This window comes from Burkholderia sp. MR1-5-21 (genome assembly GCF_053427715.1).
In genome coordinates this window covers 29,243-47,061 of sequence record NZ_JBSAXD010000011.1, presented here as the reverse complement: position 1 = coordinate 47,061, position 17,819 = coordinate 29,243, and the positions used below count along the sequence as shown (strand labels likewise).

Annotated in this window: 17 protein-coding genes; 7 read left to right on the top strand and 10 right to left on the bottom strand. The window is 68.2% G+C overall.

Going from position 1 to position 17,819, the window contains the following annotated elements:
* Positions 1-106: 106 nt before the first annotated feature.
* Positions 107-451 (top strand): cupin domain-containing protein, encoded by a 345-nt coding sequence (locus ACV229_RS16780; RefSeq protein WP_448084229.1) that lies wholly within the window; start codon positions 107-109, stop codon positions 449-451.
* Positions 452-669: 218 nt separating this feature from the next.
* On the opposite strand, the gene ACV229_RS16775 is transcribed toward ACV229_RS16780, so the two are convergent.
* Together ACV229_RS16775 and ACV229_RS16770 are read right to left on the bottom strand one after the other, a co-directional pair.
* The gene (locus ACV229_RS16775) at positions 670-1,338 is read right to left on the bottom strand and encodes a haloacid dehalogenase type II (RefSeq protein ID WP_448084228.1); all 669 of its coding nucleotides are present in this window, start codon (positions 1,336-1,338) and stop codon (positions 670-672) included.
* 52 nt (positions 1,339-1,390) lie between these two features.
* Positions 1,391-1,978: a hypothetical protein gene (locus ACV229_RS16770; RefSeq protein ID WP_448084227.1), complete on the bottom strand. Its 588-nt coding sequence runs from the start codon at positions 1,976-1,978 to the stop codon at positions 1,391-1,393.
* Between the two features lie 23 nt (positions 1,979-2,001).
* On the opposite strand from ACV229_RS16770, the gene ACV229_RS16765 reads away from it, so the two are divergent.
* The 6 genes from ACV229_RS16765 (at position 2,002) to ACV229_RS16740 (ending at position 8,832) form a co-directional block, all read left to right on the top strand.
* A complete protein-coding gene (locus tag ACV229_RS16765) occupies positions 2,002-2,862 on the top strand; it encodes a GNAT family N-acetyltransferase (protein WP_448084226.1) in 861 nt (286 codons plus the stop codon).
* Positions 2,863-2,875: 13 nt separating this feature from the next.
* Positions 2,876-3,802 carry a 2-hydroxyacid dehydrogenase gene (locus ACV229_RS16760; protein WP_448084225.1) on the top strand — a complete coding sequence of 309 codons (927 nt, stop codon included), beginning with the start codon at positions 2,876-2,878 and terminating at the stop codon, positions 3,800-3,802.
* 310 nt (positions 3,803-4,112) lie between these two features.
* Positions 4,113-5,513, top strand: a complete 1,401-nt coding sequence (locus tag ACV229_RS16755) for an aminotransferase class III-fold pyridoxal phosphate-dependent enzyme (RefSeq protein WP_448084224.1) — start codon at positions 4,113-4,115, stop codon at positions 5,511-5,513.
* A gap of 86 nt (positions 5,514-5,599) precedes the next feature.
* A complete protein-coding gene (locus tag ACV229_RS16750; protein WP_448084223.1) occupies positions 5,600-6,091 on the top strand; it encodes an Lrp/AsnC family transcriptional regulator in 492 nt (163 codons plus the stop codon).
* Between the two features lie 222 nt (positions 6,092-6,313).
* Positions 6,314-7,786, top strand: coding sequence for an NAD-dependent succinate-semialdehyde dehydrogenase (locus tag ACV229_RS16745; protein WP_448084222.1), 1,473 nt, complete (start codon positions 6,314-6,316; stop codon positions 7,784-7,786).
* Between the two features lie 47 nt (positions 7,787-7,833).
* On the top strand, positions 7,834-8,832 hold the full coding sequence (locus ACV229_RS16740) for a M14 family metallopeptidase (RefSeq protein WP_448084221.1): 999 nt from the start codon (positions 7,834-7,836) through the stop codon (positions 8,830-8,832).
* A 4-nt stretch (positions 8,833-8,836) separates the two neighbouring features.
* Here the strand turns inward: ACV229_RS16740 and ACV229_RS16735 are convergent, their stop codons facing one another.
* From ACV229_RS16735 to ACV229_RS16700, 8 genes are all read right to left on the bottom strand, one after another.
* Positions 8,837-10,024: an adenylate/guanylate cyclase domain-containing protein gene (locus tag ACV229_RS16735; RefSeq protein WP_448084220.1), complete on the bottom strand. Its 1,188-nt coding sequence runs from the start codon at positions 10,022-10,024 to the stop codon at positions 8,837-8,839.
* Between the two features lie 28 nt (positions 10,025-10,052).
* Positions 10,053-11,645: a hybrid sensor histidine kinase/response regulator gene (locus tag ACV229_RS16730; protein WP_448084383.1), complete on the bottom strand. Its 1,593-nt coding sequence runs from the start codon at positions 11,643-11,645 to the stop codon at positions 10,053-10,055.
* A 170-nt stretch (positions 11,646-11,815) separates the two neighbouring features.
* Complete coding sequence (locus tag ACV229_RS16725) at positions 11,816-12,715, bottom strand: LysR substrate-binding domain-containing protein (protein ID WP_448084219.1); 900 nt, start codon at positions 12,713-12,715, stop codon at positions 11,816-11,818.
* Positions 12,716-12,812: 97 nt separating this feature from the next.
* Positions 12,813-14,057, bottom strand: coding sequence for an acyl-CoA dehydrogenase family protein (locus tag ACV229_RS16720; protein WP_448084218.1), 1,245 nt, complete (start codon positions 14,055-14,057; stop codon positions 12,813-12,815).
* A gap of 113 nt (positions 14,058-14,170) precedes the next feature.
* The gene (locus ACV229_RS16715; RefSeq protein WP_448084217.1) at positions 14,171-14,935 is read right to left on the bottom strand and encodes an SDR family oxidoreductase; all 765 of its coding nucleotides are present in this window, start codon (positions 14,933-14,935) and stop codon (positions 14,171-14,173) included.
* Positions 14,936-14,985: 50 nt separating this feature from the next.
* On the bottom strand, positions 14,986-16,017 hold the full coding sequence (locus tag ACV229_RS16710) for a phosphotransferase (protein WP_448084216.1): 1,032 nt from the start codon (positions 16,015-16,017) through the stop codon (positions 14,986-14,988).
* A 25-nt stretch (positions 16,018-16,042) separates the two neighbouring features.
* Positions 16,043-16,717: a histidine phosphatase family protein gene (locus ACV229_RS16705; RefSeq protein WP_448084215.1), complete on the bottom strand. Its 675-nt coding sequence runs from the start codon at positions 16,715-16,717 to the stop codon at positions 16,043-16,045.
* Positions 16,718-16,860: 143 nt separating this feature from the next.
* Positions 16,861-17,805 carry an electron transfer flavoprotein subunit alpha/FixB family protein gene (locus tag ACV229_RS16700; RefSeq protein ID WP_448084214.1) on the bottom strand — a complete coding sequence of 315 codons (945 nt, stop codon included), beginning with the start codon at positions 17,803-17,805 and terminating at the stop codon, positions 16,861-16,863.
* Positions 17,806-17,819 lie beyond the last annotated feature (14 nt).

The following is a 17,819-nucleotide window of genomic DNA, read 5'->3' as shown; positions in this document are numbered from 1 at the left end:
GCATGCAACAGTGGGCGCCCTTCTTTCCGGTCAGTGCGCGGCGCAAACGCGTTGACGTCGGCGACGCGCCGGCCGTTTCCTTCCACCGTCATCAGGACATCCAAGCATGAAAGTTCAGAAGATTGCCCGTTCCGTCGAAGCCGAGCTGCCCGAGGACTGGGGCACCGCCGGCCTGCCCGGCACCGAGCCCGCGCGCGTGTCGGGCCGCCAGGTCGCGATCCCCGGCAGCGAGGCGATCGATACCGGCGTGTTCGAATGCACGCCGGGCACCTACCGGCGCGTCGTGAAGGCGGCGGAAGTGATGCATTTCATCGCGGGCGCGGGAGCGTTCACGCCGGACGGCGAGGACACGATCGAATTCCGCGCGGGCGACACGCTGTTCTTCGCGGCGAACACCGAAGGGCTGTGGCAGGTGCGCGAGACGATGCGCAAGATCTACGTGATCTTCTGACCCGCCGTTCCCGATCGCGTCCGCAGCGGCCGCCGTGCACGGCGGCTCGCCGGGCGCCCGCATCGTGCGGTGCCGTACCGCGCCGGCCCGAGTCGATTCAGGCGGAGCCGCACAGGCACGAATGAAAACGCCCACCGTCGACCGGCGGGCGCTTGCCGCAAGAATTCCTTGTCGACCCGGCGCGCGGCGTAGCGCGCAGGCCGGGCGCCATCGGCCGCTTACAGGTCGAGCAGCGTCGCGAGATGGCCGATGTCGGACACCTCGTAGTAGTTGTAGAACGGCGTGCCCGGCTCGTGGCCGCGGTTCACGAACGCCTTGTGCTTCATCCCGAGATCCTCGGCCGTCATCAGGTCGTAGCGCATGCTCGACGACACGTGCAGCACGTCCTGCGGCTCGCAGCCGAGCTGCCGGAACATGTATTCGAAGCCCTGCATGCGCGGCTTGTACGACTGCGCCTGCTGCGCGGTGAACACCGCGTGGAACGGCGCGCCCAGCTTGTCGACATTGCTCATGATCTGGTCGTCCGACGCGTTCGACAGGATCACGAGCTTGTACTTCTTCGCGAGCCGCGACAGGCCGGCCGGCACGTCCGGATGCGGGCCCCAGGTCGGCACCGCCAGGTAGAACCGCTCCGCCTCGGCCTCGTCGAACTTCACATCAAGCTTCTCGCAGGTGCGCCGGATCGAATTCACGATCACGTCCCGATACGGCTTCCACGCGCCGAGCACCTCGTCGCGGCGGTACGCGGCGAACACGCGCACGAATTCCTCGAGGTCGACCGGCGACAGCCGGTCCGCGTAGATCTCGCGCGCCATCTCGCTCATGCGGAAGCGGGTCAGCGTGCCGTAGCAGTCGAACGTGATGTACTTCGGTTCAAAGTGGATCATGGTGACGTCCTGTCGGTGTGAGCCCCCGGAAGGCGCCGGGGCGTTGCTGGGTTCAGTGAAATTGAATCAGGGCAAAAAGTCGCGAATGCATCGTTCGTGGCCGGTCAAAACGCACGATCGCAGCATGTTGGCGGGCCCGTGCGGCACAATCTGCGGCGAGCAAACCGGTACCGCGCCCGATCGCTGGCCGCCCGCGGCGGCCAAGAGAACGAGTGCCGCGCACCGCATCGGCGCGCGATGCCGACGCCAACGCGACGCCGGTGCCAGTGCCGGTGCCGGTGCCGGTGCCGATGCCGATGCCGATGCCGGTGCCGATGCCAGTGCCGGTGCCGGTGCCGATGCCGATGCCGATGCCGATGCCGGTGCCGGTGCCGGTGCCGATGCCGGTGCCGATGCCGGTGCCGATGCCGATGCCGGGCCGGTGCCAACTGCACGCCGTCATGCCCACGACGCGATCATCGTACGGCCGCCGTTGCCGCAGAAACTGCCGAGATGGCCGGCCGATTCCGCACGGCGTGCGCGTTTTTCCGCGCCGATCGAGCCGGTTTGGCGCGTTCTCGCGGCACCGCCCGCGCGCACCGGAAAACAGGCGAATCGTCCTATCCGCGCCGCCTCGCCGCTGGCAGAGTGAACCCGTCATTCCCTACCCATCCGGAGTCCGGCGTGGCCGATACCAACACTTCCCGCACGCTCACCTATCGCCCGTTCACCGAGGACGATCTCGCCGCCGCGCACCGGCTGTCGAGCGCATTCAACTGGCCGCACCGCGTCGAGGACTGGCGCTTCGTCATGCATCTCGGCAGCGGCTTCGTCGCCGAGGACGACAGCGGCATCGTCGGCACCGCGCTCGGCTGGCGCTTCGGCGATTCGCACGCGTCGCTCGGCATGGTGATCGTGTCGCCCGAGCGGCATGGCCAGGGCATCGGCCGCGAACTGCTCGCGCGCATCGTCGAGAGCCTCGGCCCGCGCACGACGTTCCTGCATGCGACGCCCGCCGGCGAGCCGCTGTATGCGAAATTCGGCTTCAAGCCGATCGGCACGATCGACCAGCATCAGGGCGCCGCATTCCAGCCGCCGCTGATCTCGCTGCCGCCGGGCGAGCGGCTGCGTCCGATCGGCGCGAACGACGGCCCGCGGCTCGCCGCGCTCGCGTCGCGCGCGTGCGGCTACGAGCGCGGCGCGGTGATTGGCGCGCTGCTGGATGTCGCGAACGGCATCGCGCTCGACCGCGACGGCGAGTTGCTCGGCTTCGCGCTGTTCCGCCGCTTCGGCCGCGGCCACGTGATCGGCCCGGTCGTCGCACCGGACGTGCTGCGCGCCCAGGCGCTGATCAGTCACTGGCTCGCGCTGCACGAGGGCATGTTCGTGCGCCTCGACGTGCCCGGCGACGGCGGGCTGTGCGACTGGCTGCAGGGGCTCGGGCTGCCGCGCGTCGATACGGTCGTCGCGATGGTGCGCGGCAACGCGCCCGTGCGCGACCCGGCCGCGCGACCGTTCGCGATCGTCAACCAGGCGCTCGGCTGACCGGGCGCGCGCGATGAGCTTCGTCTACAAGGCCGACCCCGTGCGCGGCGAGCAGTGGGCGCGCCGGTTCGCGGAAAAGGCGCCCGACATCGACTTCCGCCTGTGGCCCGACTTCAGTGACCCGGCCGACGTCCGGTATCTCGCCGCATGGCAACCGCCGGACGATCCGGTCGCGCTGCTGCCGAATCTCGAGATCGTGTTCTCGGTCGGCGCCGGCATCGACCAGTTCGATCTGTCGCGGGTGCCCGCGCATATTCCGGTCGTGCGGATGATCGAGCCCGGCATCGTCGAGGGGATGGTCGAGTACGTGACGCAGGCCGTGCTGACGATCCACCGCGACCTGTTCGACTATGCGGCGCAGCAGCGCGCGCAGCAGTGGCGTGAGAAACCGGTGCGCGCGGCCGCGTCGCGCCGCGTCGGCGTGCTCGGTCTCGGCATGCTCGGCCAGGCCGTGCTCGACACGCTGCGGCGCTTCGGCTTTCCGTGCGCCGGCTGGAGCCGCACGCCGCGCACGCTCGACGGCGTCGACTGCTACGCGGGCGATGCCGCGCTCGACGCGTTTCTCGCGCGCACCGACATCCTGATCTGCCTGCTGCCGCTGACGGCCGACACGCGCGGGCTGCTCGGCGCGCGCGTGTTCGACGCGCTGCCGGCCGGCGCGTCGCTCGTGCAGGTCGGGCGCGGCCCGCAGCTCGACGCGGCCGCGCTGCTCGCGGCGCTCGACAGCGGCCGGCTCGACAGCGCGATCCTCGACGTCACCGATCCCGAGCCGCTGCCGGCCGGCCATCCGTTCTGGACGCATCCGCGCATCCGCATCACGCCGCACATCGCGAGCGCGACGCGGCCCGACACCGCGGTCGACGCAGTGCTCGCGAATCTCGCGCGGCATCGCGCGGGCGAGCCGATGATCGGCGTCATCGATCGCGCGCGCGGATACTGACCCCGATCGCGCGTGCTGTCGCGTGCTGTCGCGTGCTGTCGCGTGCTGTCGCGTGCCGTCGCGTGCTGTCGCGTGCCGTCGCGTGCCGTCGCGTGCCGTCGCGCGCCGTCGCGTGCCGTCGCGCGCAGTCACACGCCTGCGCACGCGATGCGCATCGCCCCGGCGAGAACGGGTCGCAGCAGAAAATGCCGAAGCGCCCCGCACAAACGCCGCATCCGTGTGTTTCGCGCCGCCATTTGACGACGCACCTGCATTTCTCGCTCGCTAGGATGAACGGACCGCTGACACCTGACGAGAGTCCCGCCCTGCCATGACCCAATCCACGCTGATCGAAGCCGATCGTCAACACCTGATCCACCCCGTCGTCAACTACCGTGCGCACGAGGCGCGCGGCGTCACCGTGCTCGACTCCGCCGACGGCGTGTTCCTGCGCGACGCGAACGGCAATACGCTGCTCGACGCGTTCTCCGGCCTGTGGTGCGTGAACGTCGGCTACGGACATGACAGCATCGTGAAGGCAGCCGCCGAGCAGATGGCGAAGCTGCCTTACGCGACCGGGTATTTCCATTTCGGGTCGCAGCCCGCGATCGAACTCGCCGAACGCCTCGCCGCGCTCGCGCCCGCGTCGCTCAAGCGCGTGTACTTCACGCTCGGCGGCTCCGACGCGGTCGATTCCGCGGTGCGCTTCATCACGCATTACTTCAACTCGACCGGGCGGCCGTCGAAGAAGCACATGATCGCGCTCGAGCGCGGCTATCACGGCTCGTCGTCGATCGGCTCGGGTCTCACCGCGCTGCCGGCATTCCATCGCCATTTCGACATGCCGCGCGCCGACCAGCATCACATTCCGTCGCCGTACCCGTATCGCCATCCGCTCGGGCATGATCCGCAGGCACTGATCGCCGCATCCGTCGCGGCGCTCGAAGCGAAAGTCGCGGAACTCGGCGCGGACAACGTCGCCGCGTTCTTCTGCGAACCCGTGCAGGGTTCCGGCGGCGTGATCGTGCCGCCCGCCGGCTGGCTGAAGGCGATGCGCGACGCGTGCCGGCGGCTCGGCATCCTGTTCGTCGCGGACGAGGTGATCACCGGCTTCGGCCGCACGGGCCCGCTGTTCGCGTGCGAGACCGAGCACGTCGAACCGGACCTGATGACCGTCGCGAAGGGCCTGACCGCCGGCTATGCACCGATGGGCGCCGTGCTGATGTCCGACGAAATCTACGAAGGGATTGCGGGAAGCCCCGCCGACACGGCCGTCGTCGGCCACGGCCATACCTATTCCGCGCACCCGGTCAGCGCCGCGGTCGGCCTCGAAGTGCTGCGCCTGTATCACGAAGGCGGGCTGCTCGCGAACGGCCATGCGATGGCGCCCCGCTTCGCGGCCGGCCTCGACGCGCTGCGCGACCATCCGCTCGTCGGCGACGCGCGTGCCGCCGGCCTGCTCGGCGCGCTCGAGCTCGTCGCCGACAAGGCACACAAGACGCGCTTCGATCCGGCACTGAACCTGCCGGACCGGATCGCGGCCGCCGCGTACCGCAACGGCGTCGTGTTCCGCGCGTTCGGCGACGGCATCCTCGGCTTCGCACCGGCGCTGAACTTCACGGCCGGCGACTTCGACCTGCTGTTCGCGCGCGTGCGCAAGACGCTCGACGACGTGCTCGCGGACGCCTGCGTACAGCGCGCGCTCGACGCTGCGCACGCGCAGCCGGCGTAACGTGCATCGGGAAAGCCGGGCTTGTGGCGCGATTGTTTCGACTCTAAAGTAACCGAACATTTAACCCAGCCGCCTCCACACGAACCATGACGGACAGCAAGCTCGACCGGATCGACCTGCGCATACTCTCGCAGCTGCAGAAACGCGGCCGCATGACCAACGTCGAACTCGCCGATGCGGTCGGGCTGTCGCCGAGTCCGTGCCTGATCCGCGTGAAGCGGCTCGAGAAGGCGGGTTACATCGCCGGTTACGGCGCGCACATCCAGCTCGAAAAGCTCGGCGACGTGCAGGTGGTGTTCACCGAGGTCACGCTCGCCGACCACCGCCGCGAGGACTTCGACCGCTTCGTCGCGGCGATCCGCAACGTCGACGAGATCGTCGAATGCCACCTCGCGAGCGGCGGCTACGACTATCTGCTGAAGTTCGTCACGCGCAGCGTGAGCCACTACCAGACGATCGTCGAAGGGCTGCTCGAGCAGAACATCGGCATCGAGAAATATTTCAGCTACGTGATCATCAAGTCGCCGTTCGTCAAGCGGCACTACCCGCTCGAATCGCTGTTCGGCGGACGGCACTGACCGAGGCCGCGCGGCGCGACGCGCCCGCGGCACGCAACGAGGAGCATATCGACATGCACGACACGATCGCGGCGCGCGTGAGCAGCGCCGCGGACCGTGTCCGCTTCAACCGCCGCGCGACACGCACCGTGCGCGTGCGCACAACCTGACGCGTCCCGTCCGCGTGCCGCCCTGCGGCGCGCAACGGCCGTCCGACCACCCGACCGAATCGAAGGACCTCCGATGCCGCTTACCTTGTCCCGCCCCGAACTCATTCGACCCGCGAACCTGATCGACGGCGCGTGGCGCGACGCCGTCGACGGCCGCTGCTATGCGGTGATCGATCCGGCGACGCTCGATCGCGTCGCGGACGCGCCCGACAGCGGCGCCGCCGACGCGCGCGCAGCGACCGACGCGGCGGCCCGCGCGCTGCCCGCGTGGCGCGCGACGACGGCCCGCGAACGCGCGACGATCCTGCGCAACTGGCATGCGGCGATCGTCGCGCACACCGAGGATCTCGCGCGGCTGATGTCGCGCGAGCAGGGCAAGCCGCTGGCGGAAGCGCGCGGCGAAGTCGCGTACGGCGCGTCCTACGTGCTGTGGTTCGCCGAGGAAGCGACGCGCGCGTACGGCGACCTGATTCCGCAGCAGCAGCGCGGCAAGCGGATGAGCGCGGTGAAGGAGCCGATCGGCATCGTCGCGGCGATCACGCCGTGGAATTTCCCGCTCGCGATGATTGCGCGCAAGATCGCGCCGGCGCTCGCCGCAGGCTGCACGGTCGTCGCGAAGCCGGCCGAGGACACGCCGCTCACCGCGCTCGCGCTCGCGTTCCTCGCGCAGGAAGCGGGCGTGCCGCCCGGCGTGCTGAACATGATCGCCGCGTCGCGCGAGCGCGGCGTCGAAGCGGTGGGCGACTGGCTCGCCGACGGCCGCGTGCGCAAGATCACGTTCACGGGTTCGACGCCGGTCGGCAAGCTGCTCGCGCGCGAATCGGCGGCAACGCTGAAGAAGCTGTCGCTCGAGCTCGGCGGCAACGCGCCGTTCATCGTGTTCGACGACGCCGATCTCGACGCAGCCGCCGACGGGCTGATGGCCGCCAAGTTCCGCAACGGCGGCCAGACCTGCGTGTGCCCGAACCGCGTGTACGTGCAGCAGCGCGTGTATGACGCGTTCGCCGCGCGCGTGGCCGCGCGGGTCGGCGCATTGAAGGTCGCGCCGGCGAGCGATCCCGCCGCGCAGATCGGCCCGATGATCAATGCACGCGCGGTCGACAAGATCGCGCGGCACGTCGACGACGCGGTATCGCGCGGCGCGCGCGTGCTGACGGGCGGCACGCGCCTGCCCGCGCTCGGTCCGAACTACTACGCGCCGACCGTGATTGCCGATGCCGCGCCCGGGATGGCGCTGTGCGGCGAAGAGACGTTCGGGCCCGTCGTCGCGCTGTTCCCGTTCTCGACCGAGGACGAAGTGGTCGACGCCGCGAACGACACGCCGTTCGGGCTCGCCGCGTATTTCTACACGCAGGACGTGCGGCGGATCGCGCGCGTGTCCGCGCGGCTGGAGACGGGCATCGTCGGCATCAACGAAGGCGCGCTCGCGAGCGAGGCTGCTCCGTTCGGCGGCGTGAAGGAATCGGGCTACGGCCGCGAAGGCTCGCGCTACGGCCTCGACGACTACCTGTCGATCAAGTACCTGTGCCAGGGCGGGCTCGACTGAGCCCGCGCGCACCAACATCGTCCGACACCCTTTCGATCCGCACCATCATGACCGAATCCGCTTCCGCCTTCGTCCCCTATCCGATCGAAGTCGCGTTTCCCGACCTGAACGCGCACCGCGCGGGCAATACGGGCGTCGACTACGTGTACCGCTTCGAATCCGGCGTGCCGGGCCCGAACGTGATGGTCAACGCGCTCACGCATGGCAACGAGGTGTGCGGCGCGATCGTCGTCGATGCGCTGCTCGCGCTCGGCGCGCGGCCGCGGCGCGGCACGCTGACGCTGTCGTTCGCAAACGTCGAGGCCTACGCGCGCTTCGATCCTGCGCAGCCGGACGCGGCGCGCTTCGTCGACCAGGATTTCAACCGCGTGTGGACGCCCGCGGTGCTCGACGATTTGTCGGTGCGCTCGGCCGAGCTCGATCGCGCCCGCGCGCTGCGGCCGTTCGTCGACGCCGCGGACTGGCTGCTCGACCTGCACTCGATGCACGAGCGCAGCGCGCCGCTGATCGTCGCGGGACCGCTCGACAAGGGTGTCGCGCTCGCGCGCCACGTCGGCGCGCCGGCGACGGTGATCCGCGATGCCGGCCATCCGGAAGGCACGCGGATGCGCGATTACGCGGGCTTCGGCGATCCGGCGAGCCCGAAGTGCGCGATCCTCGTCGAATGCGGTCAGCACTGGGAAGCGCGCGCGGTCGACGTCGCGCGCGACAGCACGGCGCGGTTCCTGGTCGCGTCGGGTGTGCTCGACGCCGCCGATCTGCCGCCCGACTGGTTCCTGCCGTTGCCGGACACGATGCGCATCGTGCAGGTGACACAGCCCGTCGTCGCGACGAGCGCCGATTTCCGCTTCGCGGGCAACTACACGGGCCTCGAACATTTCGCGGAGGAAGGCACCGTGATCGGCTGGTCGAACGGCGAGCCGGTCGTGACGCCGTATCCGGACTGCGTGCTCGTGATGCCGTCGCTGCGGCAGTTGCGGCCCGGCGTCACCGTCGTGCGGCTCGGAAGGCTGGAGACGCAGGTCGCGCCGCTCGCGCGCGAATGACGTTTCAAGCGGCCGGCGCACCGCGCCTGCCGACCAGGAACCACGTGCGGAACTCGCCCAACCCTTTCGCCGCGATCATGCCGCGCTCCTCGAAGACGAACGATTCGCCGAGCCTTGCGCGCGTGGCTTCCGTCACCTGCACGCGCCCGGCCACGCCTTGCGATTCCATCCGGCTCGCGAGGTTCACGGCCATCCCCCACAAGTCGTAGATGAACTTGCGCTTGCCGATCACGCCGGCCACGACCTCGCCGCTGTTGATGCCGATCCGCAACTGCAGCCTGCAGTGCCGCAGCGCGTTGAAGCGGGCCAGCGCGTCGATCATGTCGAGCGCCATGTGCGCCGCGCGCATCGCGTGATCCTCGGCCGGAACCGGCAAGCCCGCGGCCGCCATGTAAGCGTCGCCGATCGTCTTGATCTTCTCGAGGCCGCGCTTGTCGGCAATGTTGTCGAAGCCGGTGAAGATCTCGTTGAGCATCTCGACGAGCTGCTCGGGACGCATGCCGGCCGAAAAGCCGGTGAAGTCCACGATGTCAGCGAACAGCACCGACACCTCCGGGAAGCGGTCCGCAATCACGTCCGGGAAGCTGCCGGCGATGTCGTCGAGGTGCGCCTTCAACCGCTCGGCGATCGGATAGGGCAGCATGTTGAGCAGCAGCCGCTCCGACACCTTCTGCTCGGCGACGACCTTCGCATAGAGGCTCTGCAATTCGTCGCTCTGCCGGCGGATCAGCTCGCGACTCGCCTCCACTTCGCGCACTTTCTGCTCGAGCGCCTGGCCGTAGCTGCGCAGCTCCCGATGCAGCAGGCGCACGTCCAGCATGTTGTGAACCCGCATCAGCACTTCGGCCAGATCGAACGGCTTGCTGATGAAGTCCTTCGCACCGGCCTGCAGCGCGCGCAGCTTATGCGCCGGCTGCGCGGTGATCACGATGACCGGAAGATAGCTGTCCGCTTCGAGCGCCTTCAGGCCCTCCATCACCTGAAAGCCGTCGGTGCCGGGCATCTGCAGGTCGAGCAGGATCAGGTCGTAGCGGTTCCGGCGGTGCAGCTCGACCACCGCGGACGCATCCGTCGTCGATGCGACACGCGCGTAGCCGGCCCGGCGCAGCAGCTGCTCGAGCAGCAGGACATTGGCTTCGAGATCGTCGACGACGAGGATGCTGGCGTCGAGGATCGCGCTGGAATCGATCATGGTCCGTCACCCGGCTGCCAGATGCGCGCTAGTGCTTTCCTTCCGCGAACGCGATCGCTTCGGCAAGCGCATCCATGAACGCGTCGATCCTGATCGGCTTCGTCAGATAGCGGAAGAAACCCGCCTGCAGCCCCTTCTCGATGTCGCGCGGCATCGCGTTCGCACTGAGCGCGACGACGGGAATGCCCGACGTCGACGGATTCCTGCGCAGGATGTCCAGCGCTTCGATGCCGCTGATGTCGGGCAGGTTGATGTCCATCACGATCACCCGCGGCAACGCGCTGCGCGCCAGTTCCACGCCGCCTTGCCCCGTCGCGGCGCTGAGCATGCGCAAGTCCGCGCGCCTCGCCACCAGCTGCTCGACCAGCTTCAGGTTGGCCGGGTTGTCCTCGACATAGAGCACGGTATGCGCGGGCGCTTCGACGGCGCCGCTTTGCGTCACGCGCTCGCCGGGTGTTTCGGCTCGCGCGCCGGTCGTCGTCGCGACGTCCGGGGCGGGCGCCGATTCGAGCTCGACCCAGAACACGCTCCCCTTCCCGACCGTGCTCTCGACGCCGATCGCGCCGCCCATCAGCTCCGTCAGCCGCTTGGCGACCACGAGGCCGATGCCCGTGCCTTCCTCCGCACCGGCTTCCTGTCCGAGGCGGTTGAACGGCTGGAAAAGCTGATCGAGCTGCCCCGGCGACAGGCCCGCGCCGGTGTCGCGGACGCTCACGCGAACCCGCTGCGCGACGCCTGTGTCGTAATCGACGTCGACCGTGCCCGACGCCCGGTTGTACTTGATTGCGTTCGACAGCAGGTTGATCAGCACCTGCTTGATGCGCGTGCGGTCGGCGCGGACATGGCAGAGCGGATCGACGTGCGGGAAGGTCACGCGAATCCCGCGTTGCTGCGCCTGCGGCCCGATCATCGCCGCGCATTCCTGCAGGATGTCGCGCAGCGACACCGGTTCGGGCGACATCGATACGTGTCCGGATTCGATCTTCGCCAGATCGAGCACTTCGTTGATCAGCGCGAGCAGGTGCCATCCCGCGCGCAGGATCTGATCGAGGCTCGCCAGCTGCGACAGCGTCGGCGGCGGCGACTCCGACGCCATCAGTTGCGCGAAACCGAGGATCGCATTGAGCGGGCTGCGCAACTCGTGGCTCATCCCGGAAAGGAACTCGGACTTCGCGCGATTCGCGCGCTCCGCGGCTGCCTGGGCCTGCTTCTGGTCTTCGATGTCGGTCTCGGTGCCGAACCACTTGACGAGCTTTCCGGCGCGATCCCGGTACGGCTGGCCGCGACAGAGGAACCATCGATACACGCCGTCCGACGTACGCCTCAAGCGGTATTCGAGTTCGAACTCGTCACCGCTCTCGATCGAGTGCGTCCAGACTTCGACCGCGCGCTGGCGATCGTCCGGATGAAGAAAGCCCTCCCAGCTCTCGCCCCGGGCCTGCTCGAGCGTGATCCCGCCATACTCGAGCCCGCGCCGGTTCACATAGTCGACCGAGCCGTCCGGATCGGCCGTCCACGTGATATGGGGGATCGCATCCGCGAGCAGCCTGAAGCGCCATTCCCCCTCGATCGCTTCGACCTTGCGACGACGAAATCGCGCTGACGGACGGGCATGACGCATTCGCATGATCTTTTCCCCGGAACGGGCACGGACGCCTCTTCAGTTTAGTCGTGCGCGAACCGATCGGGAGGGGCGGCGTTCGGCGCCGCCGGGATTCGACACTCTTTTGCGGGATTCAGGCTTGCCCGGCCGACACCGCCGGTGTCATGCGCGATTTCACCCGCCCGCCATCACTCGGCCGTGTCGCGCATCAACTGCATCAGCTGCTCGCGCAGCCACTGATTGGCCTGGTCCCGATCGGCGCTGCGATGCCAGAAGCAGCAGTACTCGAGGTCGGGCACCTCGAACGGCAGTTCGAGAATGCGCGCCGGATAGCGCCTGAGCAGCCGCAGCGGCGCCGTCAGCGCGAGATCGCCGCGCATCGCGATCAGCGGCGCGACCATGTAGTGCTGCACGCGCATCTGGATGTTGCGCCGCTGCCCGATGCGCGCCAGTTCCGTGTCGACGTGGCCGCTGCCCTTGCGGCGGCTCGACACGTGGATGTGCCCCATCGCGAGATAGTCGTCCATCGACAGCACGTCGCCGTTGAACGGATGGTCGTGACGGATCATGCACGCATAGCGGTCGCGGACCACCGGCGCCTGGAGCAGCGACGGATCGCCGATCGGCGGCGAGTCGATCGCGATGTCGACGGAACCGTTCGCGAGCGCGGTCGGGACTTCGCCGCGATCCAGGTAGTAGCTGCGCACGTGCATGCCGGGCGCGTGCCGCTGCAGCAGCTCGCCGAGCGCCGGCAGCACCAGCGCCTCGGTCAGGTCGCTCATGCTCAGCCGGAACACGCGCTCGGACGTCGCGGGATCGAACACGTCTCCTTCGTGCGCGCTGGCATCGAGCAGCTGCAGCGCCTCGCGCACGCGGCCGATGATGTTCTCCGCCATCGGCGTCGGCACCATGCCGGCCGGCGTGCTCACGAACAGCGGATCGTTCAGCGTCTTGCGCAGGCGTGCGAGCGCGTTGCTGACGGCCGGCTGCGTGATGCTCAGCACCTCGGCCGCGCGCGTCAGGTTGCGCTTCACATAGATCGCCTCGAATACGACGAACAGGTTCAGATCAATCTTCGACAAGCGCATCGCCGGCCTCCTTGCCGGCATCTTAAGGCGCGCGACGCTCATCCGTCCATGCCGCGGCAGGGCCACGCGCGCGTTCGCCGTTGCGCCCGCGCGGTGGTCACGACCGTGCCGGCACCGTCAGGTACGGCGCGGTCGATCCGGGGATGCCGTCCTTGATCTCCATCCGCGCAATCGCCTGCAGGTGCACCTCGTCCGGGCCGTCCGCGTAGCGCAGCGCGCGGCCCCAGCTCCAGTGATCGGCGAGCGGCGTGTCGGGGCTGACGCCCATCGCGCCGAACACCTGCATCGCGCGGTCGCACACGTTCGTGTGCACGGTCGGCACCAGCGCCTTGATCATCGAGATCTCCTTGCGGGCCGCCTTCGCGCCGACCTTGTCGATCATCCACGCGGCCTTCAGCACGAGCAGGCGCGCCTGGTCGATCTCGATCCGCGAGCGCGCGATCCACTCGCCGACCGTCCCGTGCCGGTTCAACGGCTTGCCGAACGCCGTGCGCGACTGCGCGCGATCGATCATCAGCTCCAGCGCGAGTTCCGCCGCGCCGATCGAACGCATGCAGTGATGGATCCGGCCCGGCCCGAGGCGCGCCTGCGCGAGCGCGAAGCCGCTGCCCTCTTCGCCCAGCAGGTTGCTCGCCGGCACGCGCACGTTGTCGAACGTGATCTCGCAGTGCCCTTCGGGCGCGACGTGGTTGAGCACCGTGATGTTGCGCACGATCGTCACGCCCGGCGTGTCGCGCGGCACGAGGATCATGCTCTGCTGCTGGTGCGATTCCGCGTCCGGGTCGGTCTTGCCCATCACGATGAAAATCCGGCAGTCGGGATGCGCGGCGTTCGTGATGAACCACTTGCGGCCGTTGATCACGTAGTCGCCGCCGTCGCGCGTGATGCGCGTCGTGATGTTCGTCGCATCCGACGACGCGACGTCCGGCTCCGTCATCGCGAACGCCGAGCGGATCTCGCCGCGCAGCAGCGGTTGCAGCCATTGCTCGCGCTGCGCGGGCGTCGCGAACATGTGCAGCAGCTCCATGTTGCCCGTGTCCGGCGCGTTGCAGTTGAACACTTCCGACGCCCACGACACGCGCCCCATGATTTCGGCGAGCGGCGCGTATTCGAGGTTCGTCAGGCGCGTGCCGGGCTCGTCGTCCTTCAGGTGCGGCAGGAACAGGTTCCACAGCCCCGCTTCCCTCGCCTGCGCCTTCAGGTCTTCCATGAACGACACCGGATAGCGGCCCGCATGGACTTCGTCGTGCCATTGGCGGATGCGCGGCACGATCCGCTCGTCCATGAACGCACGCACGCGGCCGCGCAGTTCTTCCACTTTCGGGGTATAGCCAAAATCCATGATCGGTTTCCTCGATTCCGTTCGATCGGAGAACCGGGACACCGCCGTCGACATCGACGGCGAACCCGGTCGAATAAATCCTTTCCTGCGCCGACGACGTCGGCATCGCCGCGTCAGATCGTCAGGCCGCCATCGACGACGATGCATTCGCCGTTCGTATAGCTCGACGCATCCGACACGAGGTAGAGCACGGTGCCGGCCATCTCGCGCGGCTCCGCGTGACGGCGCAGCGGGATCTTCGCCATCCAGGCTTCGTAGATCTGCTGGTCCGCGAACAGCGCGCCTGCGAACTTGGTCTTCGTGAGACCCGGCAGCAGTGCGTTCACGCGAATGCCGAGCGGTCCGCACTCCTTCGCGAAGGCCTTCGTCATGTTGACGACCGCGGCCTTCGTGATCGAGTAGATGCCCTGCCGGTCGCCCGGCTGCAGCGCATTCACCGACGCGGTATTGACGATCACGCCGCCGCCCTGCGTGCGCATCATCTTGCCGGCTTCGACCGACATGAAGAAGTAGCCGCGGATGTTCACCTCGACGGTCTTGTCGTACGCCGCGAGATCGGTGTCGAGAATGTGGCCGAAATACGGATTCGCGGCCGCGTTGTTGACGAGGATGTCGAGACGCCCGTGCTTGCCGCGGATCTGCTCGAACGCGGCGGCGATGTCCTCCATCCGACCGACGTGGCATGCGAGCGCCTCGGCCCGGCCGCCCGCGGCGACAATCTCGTCGGCCACCGCCTGGCAATCGGCGAGCTTGCGGCTCGACACGATCACGTGCGCGCCCTGCTCGGCGAGCAGCTTCGCGATTTCCTCGCCGATGCCGCGGCTCGCGCCGGTCACGAGTGCAATCTTCCCCGTCAGGTCGAACAGATTCGTTGCCATGTGTCGCTCCTCCATGTGTGTGTATGCGGCGCGTGCCGCTTCAGTGTTTTTCAGCGATGCGCGTCGATCACGCGCACGGCCTCTTCGGCGAGACGCCCGGCCATATCGCCGACGCGCAGCGCCGCCGCGCTCGACGCATTGCCCTGCAGCGCGCGCGCCTTCACGCCCTGCACGATCGCCGCGAGCCGGAAAAAGCTGAACGCGAGATAGAAATGCCAGTCGCGGATCGGTTCGATGCCGCGCAGCTCGCAATAGCGCGCGACGATCTGCGCTTCGTCCGGCACGCCGAGCGCGGCGCGATCCTGCCCCGCGAGCCCCGGGATATGGCCGTCCGACGGCAGCCGCAGGCACATGCAGAAATAGGCGAGATCGGCGAGCGGATTGCCGAGCGTCGACAGCTCCCAGTCGAGCACCGCCTTCACGCGGTAGCCGTCGCGCTCGAACATCACGTTGTCGAGCCGGAAGTCGCCATGCACGAGCGCCGGCCGGGCCGCATCGGGCGGGCAAGCCTTCGGCAGCCAGTCGATCAGCGTTTCCATCGCGTCGAGCCGCCCGGTTTCCGCCGCGCGGTACTGCTTCGTCCACACGCCGATCTGCCGCTCGAAATAGTTGCCGGGGCGGCCGTAGTCGGCGAGGCCGACCGCATCGACGTCGACGTCGTGCAGCGCGGCCATCGTCTTCAGCACGGCGTCGTAGCAGGCCGCGCGATCCGGCTGCGGCAGATCCGGCAATGCAGGATTCCAGAAGATCCGCCCATCCTCGAAGCTCATCACGTAGAACAGGCTGCCGATCACGTCGCGGTCAACGCAGAGGTGATACGGATGCGCGACCGGCACCGCGCTGCCCGTCAGCGCGGTCAGCACGCGGAACTCGCGGTCGACCGCGTGCGCGGATTTCAGCAGTTCGCCCGGCGGCTGCCGCCTCAGCACATAGCGGCCACTGCGCGCGTGCAGCAGGAAGGTCGGGTTCGACTGGCCGCCGGCAAACTTCTCCGCATCGACGGGCCCTTCGAAACCGGGCACGTGTTCTTCCAGATAGCGCGTGAGCCTGTCGACATCGAGTTGCTGTGGTGTGTTCGTCATCGTCCGGATCGTTCCGTGTCGTGGGTCAGCCGTAGGTCCTGAATGCGCGCCGTTCCGGATCCTCGAGATGCGGGATTCCGTTGAACGACGCCAGATGGAACGCGTCGGCGTTGAAGAAATACTGCGAGATGCTGCTGTTGCGGATCTGCAGGTTCAGCGCGATCGCGCTCGACGCGGGCGCCGCCAGCACCTGCTGCACGGTGACGGCGATCGGGCCGCCCGAGCTCACCGCGAGCACGCGCTGCGCGCCGCTTTGCCTGATCGCGGCGCGCGCGTCGGCGACGCGCTGCTGGAACTGCGCCCAGGTCTCGGGGACGGCGCCGCTCAGCCGGTCTTCCGACCAGAGATGCAACACCTGCCTGAGCGCGCGGAAATGCTCCTTCATCGTGCCGGCCGCGAGCCGCGCGACCTCCGGATGCTCGCCGGCGGCCGCGGCGAACAGCGCATCGAAGTCGTATTCGTTCAGGCCCGGATGCCGGTCGTAGCGGACGTCCGCCCGGCCCATCCCGCGCAGGATCGCATCGACCGTCTGCGCATGCCGGTTCTGCGTGCCGCAGATCACGCGGTCGAACGTGATGTCCTGCCGCGCGAAGTATTCGCCGAGCCAGACGGCTTGCTGTTCGCCGGGGGCGGAGAGCCGGTCGTAGTTCTCCGTGCCGAACGACGCCTGTCCGTGCCGTACCAGATAGAGTTCAGCCATCGCGCCCTCACCAGATCAGATGGCCCAGCATAGCGAGCGCGCATTCATTTTTGAAATTTATTTGTTGAATCGGTCGGTATTCAGGTCGTGAATTCCCGAGCGGGTGGCCGACAGCCGGCGGCGGCCACCCGCCGGACATCGGGTCAGATCGCGGCGGCCAGTTCCGGCACCGCCTGAAACAGGTCGGCTTCGAGTCCGTAGTCGGCCAGGCTGAAGATCGGTGCTTCGGGATCCTTGTTGATCGCGACGATCACCTTCGAATCCTTCATGCCGGCCAGATGCTGGATCGCGCCCGAGATGCCGACCGCGATGTACAGCTGCGGCGCGACGATCTTGCCGGTCTGGCCCACTTGATAGTCGTTCGGCACGTAGCCCGCGTCGACTGCCGCGCGCGATGCGCCGAGTGCAGCCTGAAGCTTGTCTGCCAGCGGCTCCAGCACCTTCGTGTAGTTCTCGCCGCTGCCGAGGCCACGGCCGCCCGACACGATGATGCTCGCCGACGTCAGTTCCGGACGGTCCAGCTTCGTCACTTCACGGCTCACACACTGCGAAATGCCGGCGTCCGCCGCCGCTTCGATCGTCTCGACCACCGCGTGGCCGGCTGCCGCCTCAACCGGATCGAAGCCCGTCGCGCGCACCGTAATGACCTTGATCGGATCGGAAGATCGCACCGTCGCGATCGCGTTGCCCGCGTAGATCGGACGCTCGAATGTGTCGGCCGAATCGACCGCCGTGATGTCCGAGATCTGCGCAACGTCCAGCTTCGCGGCGATACGCGGCGCGATGTTCTTGCCGTAGGCGGTTGCCGGAGCGAGGATGTGCGAATAGTCCTTCGCGATGTTCAGCGCGGTTGCCTCGACGTTTTCCGCGAGGCCTTCGGCCAGTTGCGGTGCGTCGGCGACCAGCACCTTCGCGACGCCGGCGACCTTCGCGGCTTCGTCCGCCGCGTTCCGCACGTTGTGACCCGCGACCAGCACGTGGATCTCGGCATCAAGAAAGGTCGCCACGACGGCCGCGGCCGCCACCGTATTCAGCGTCGCCGCCTTGATCGACGCGTTGTCGTGTTCTGCAATAACCAGAATCGTCATCTCTATCCGCTCCT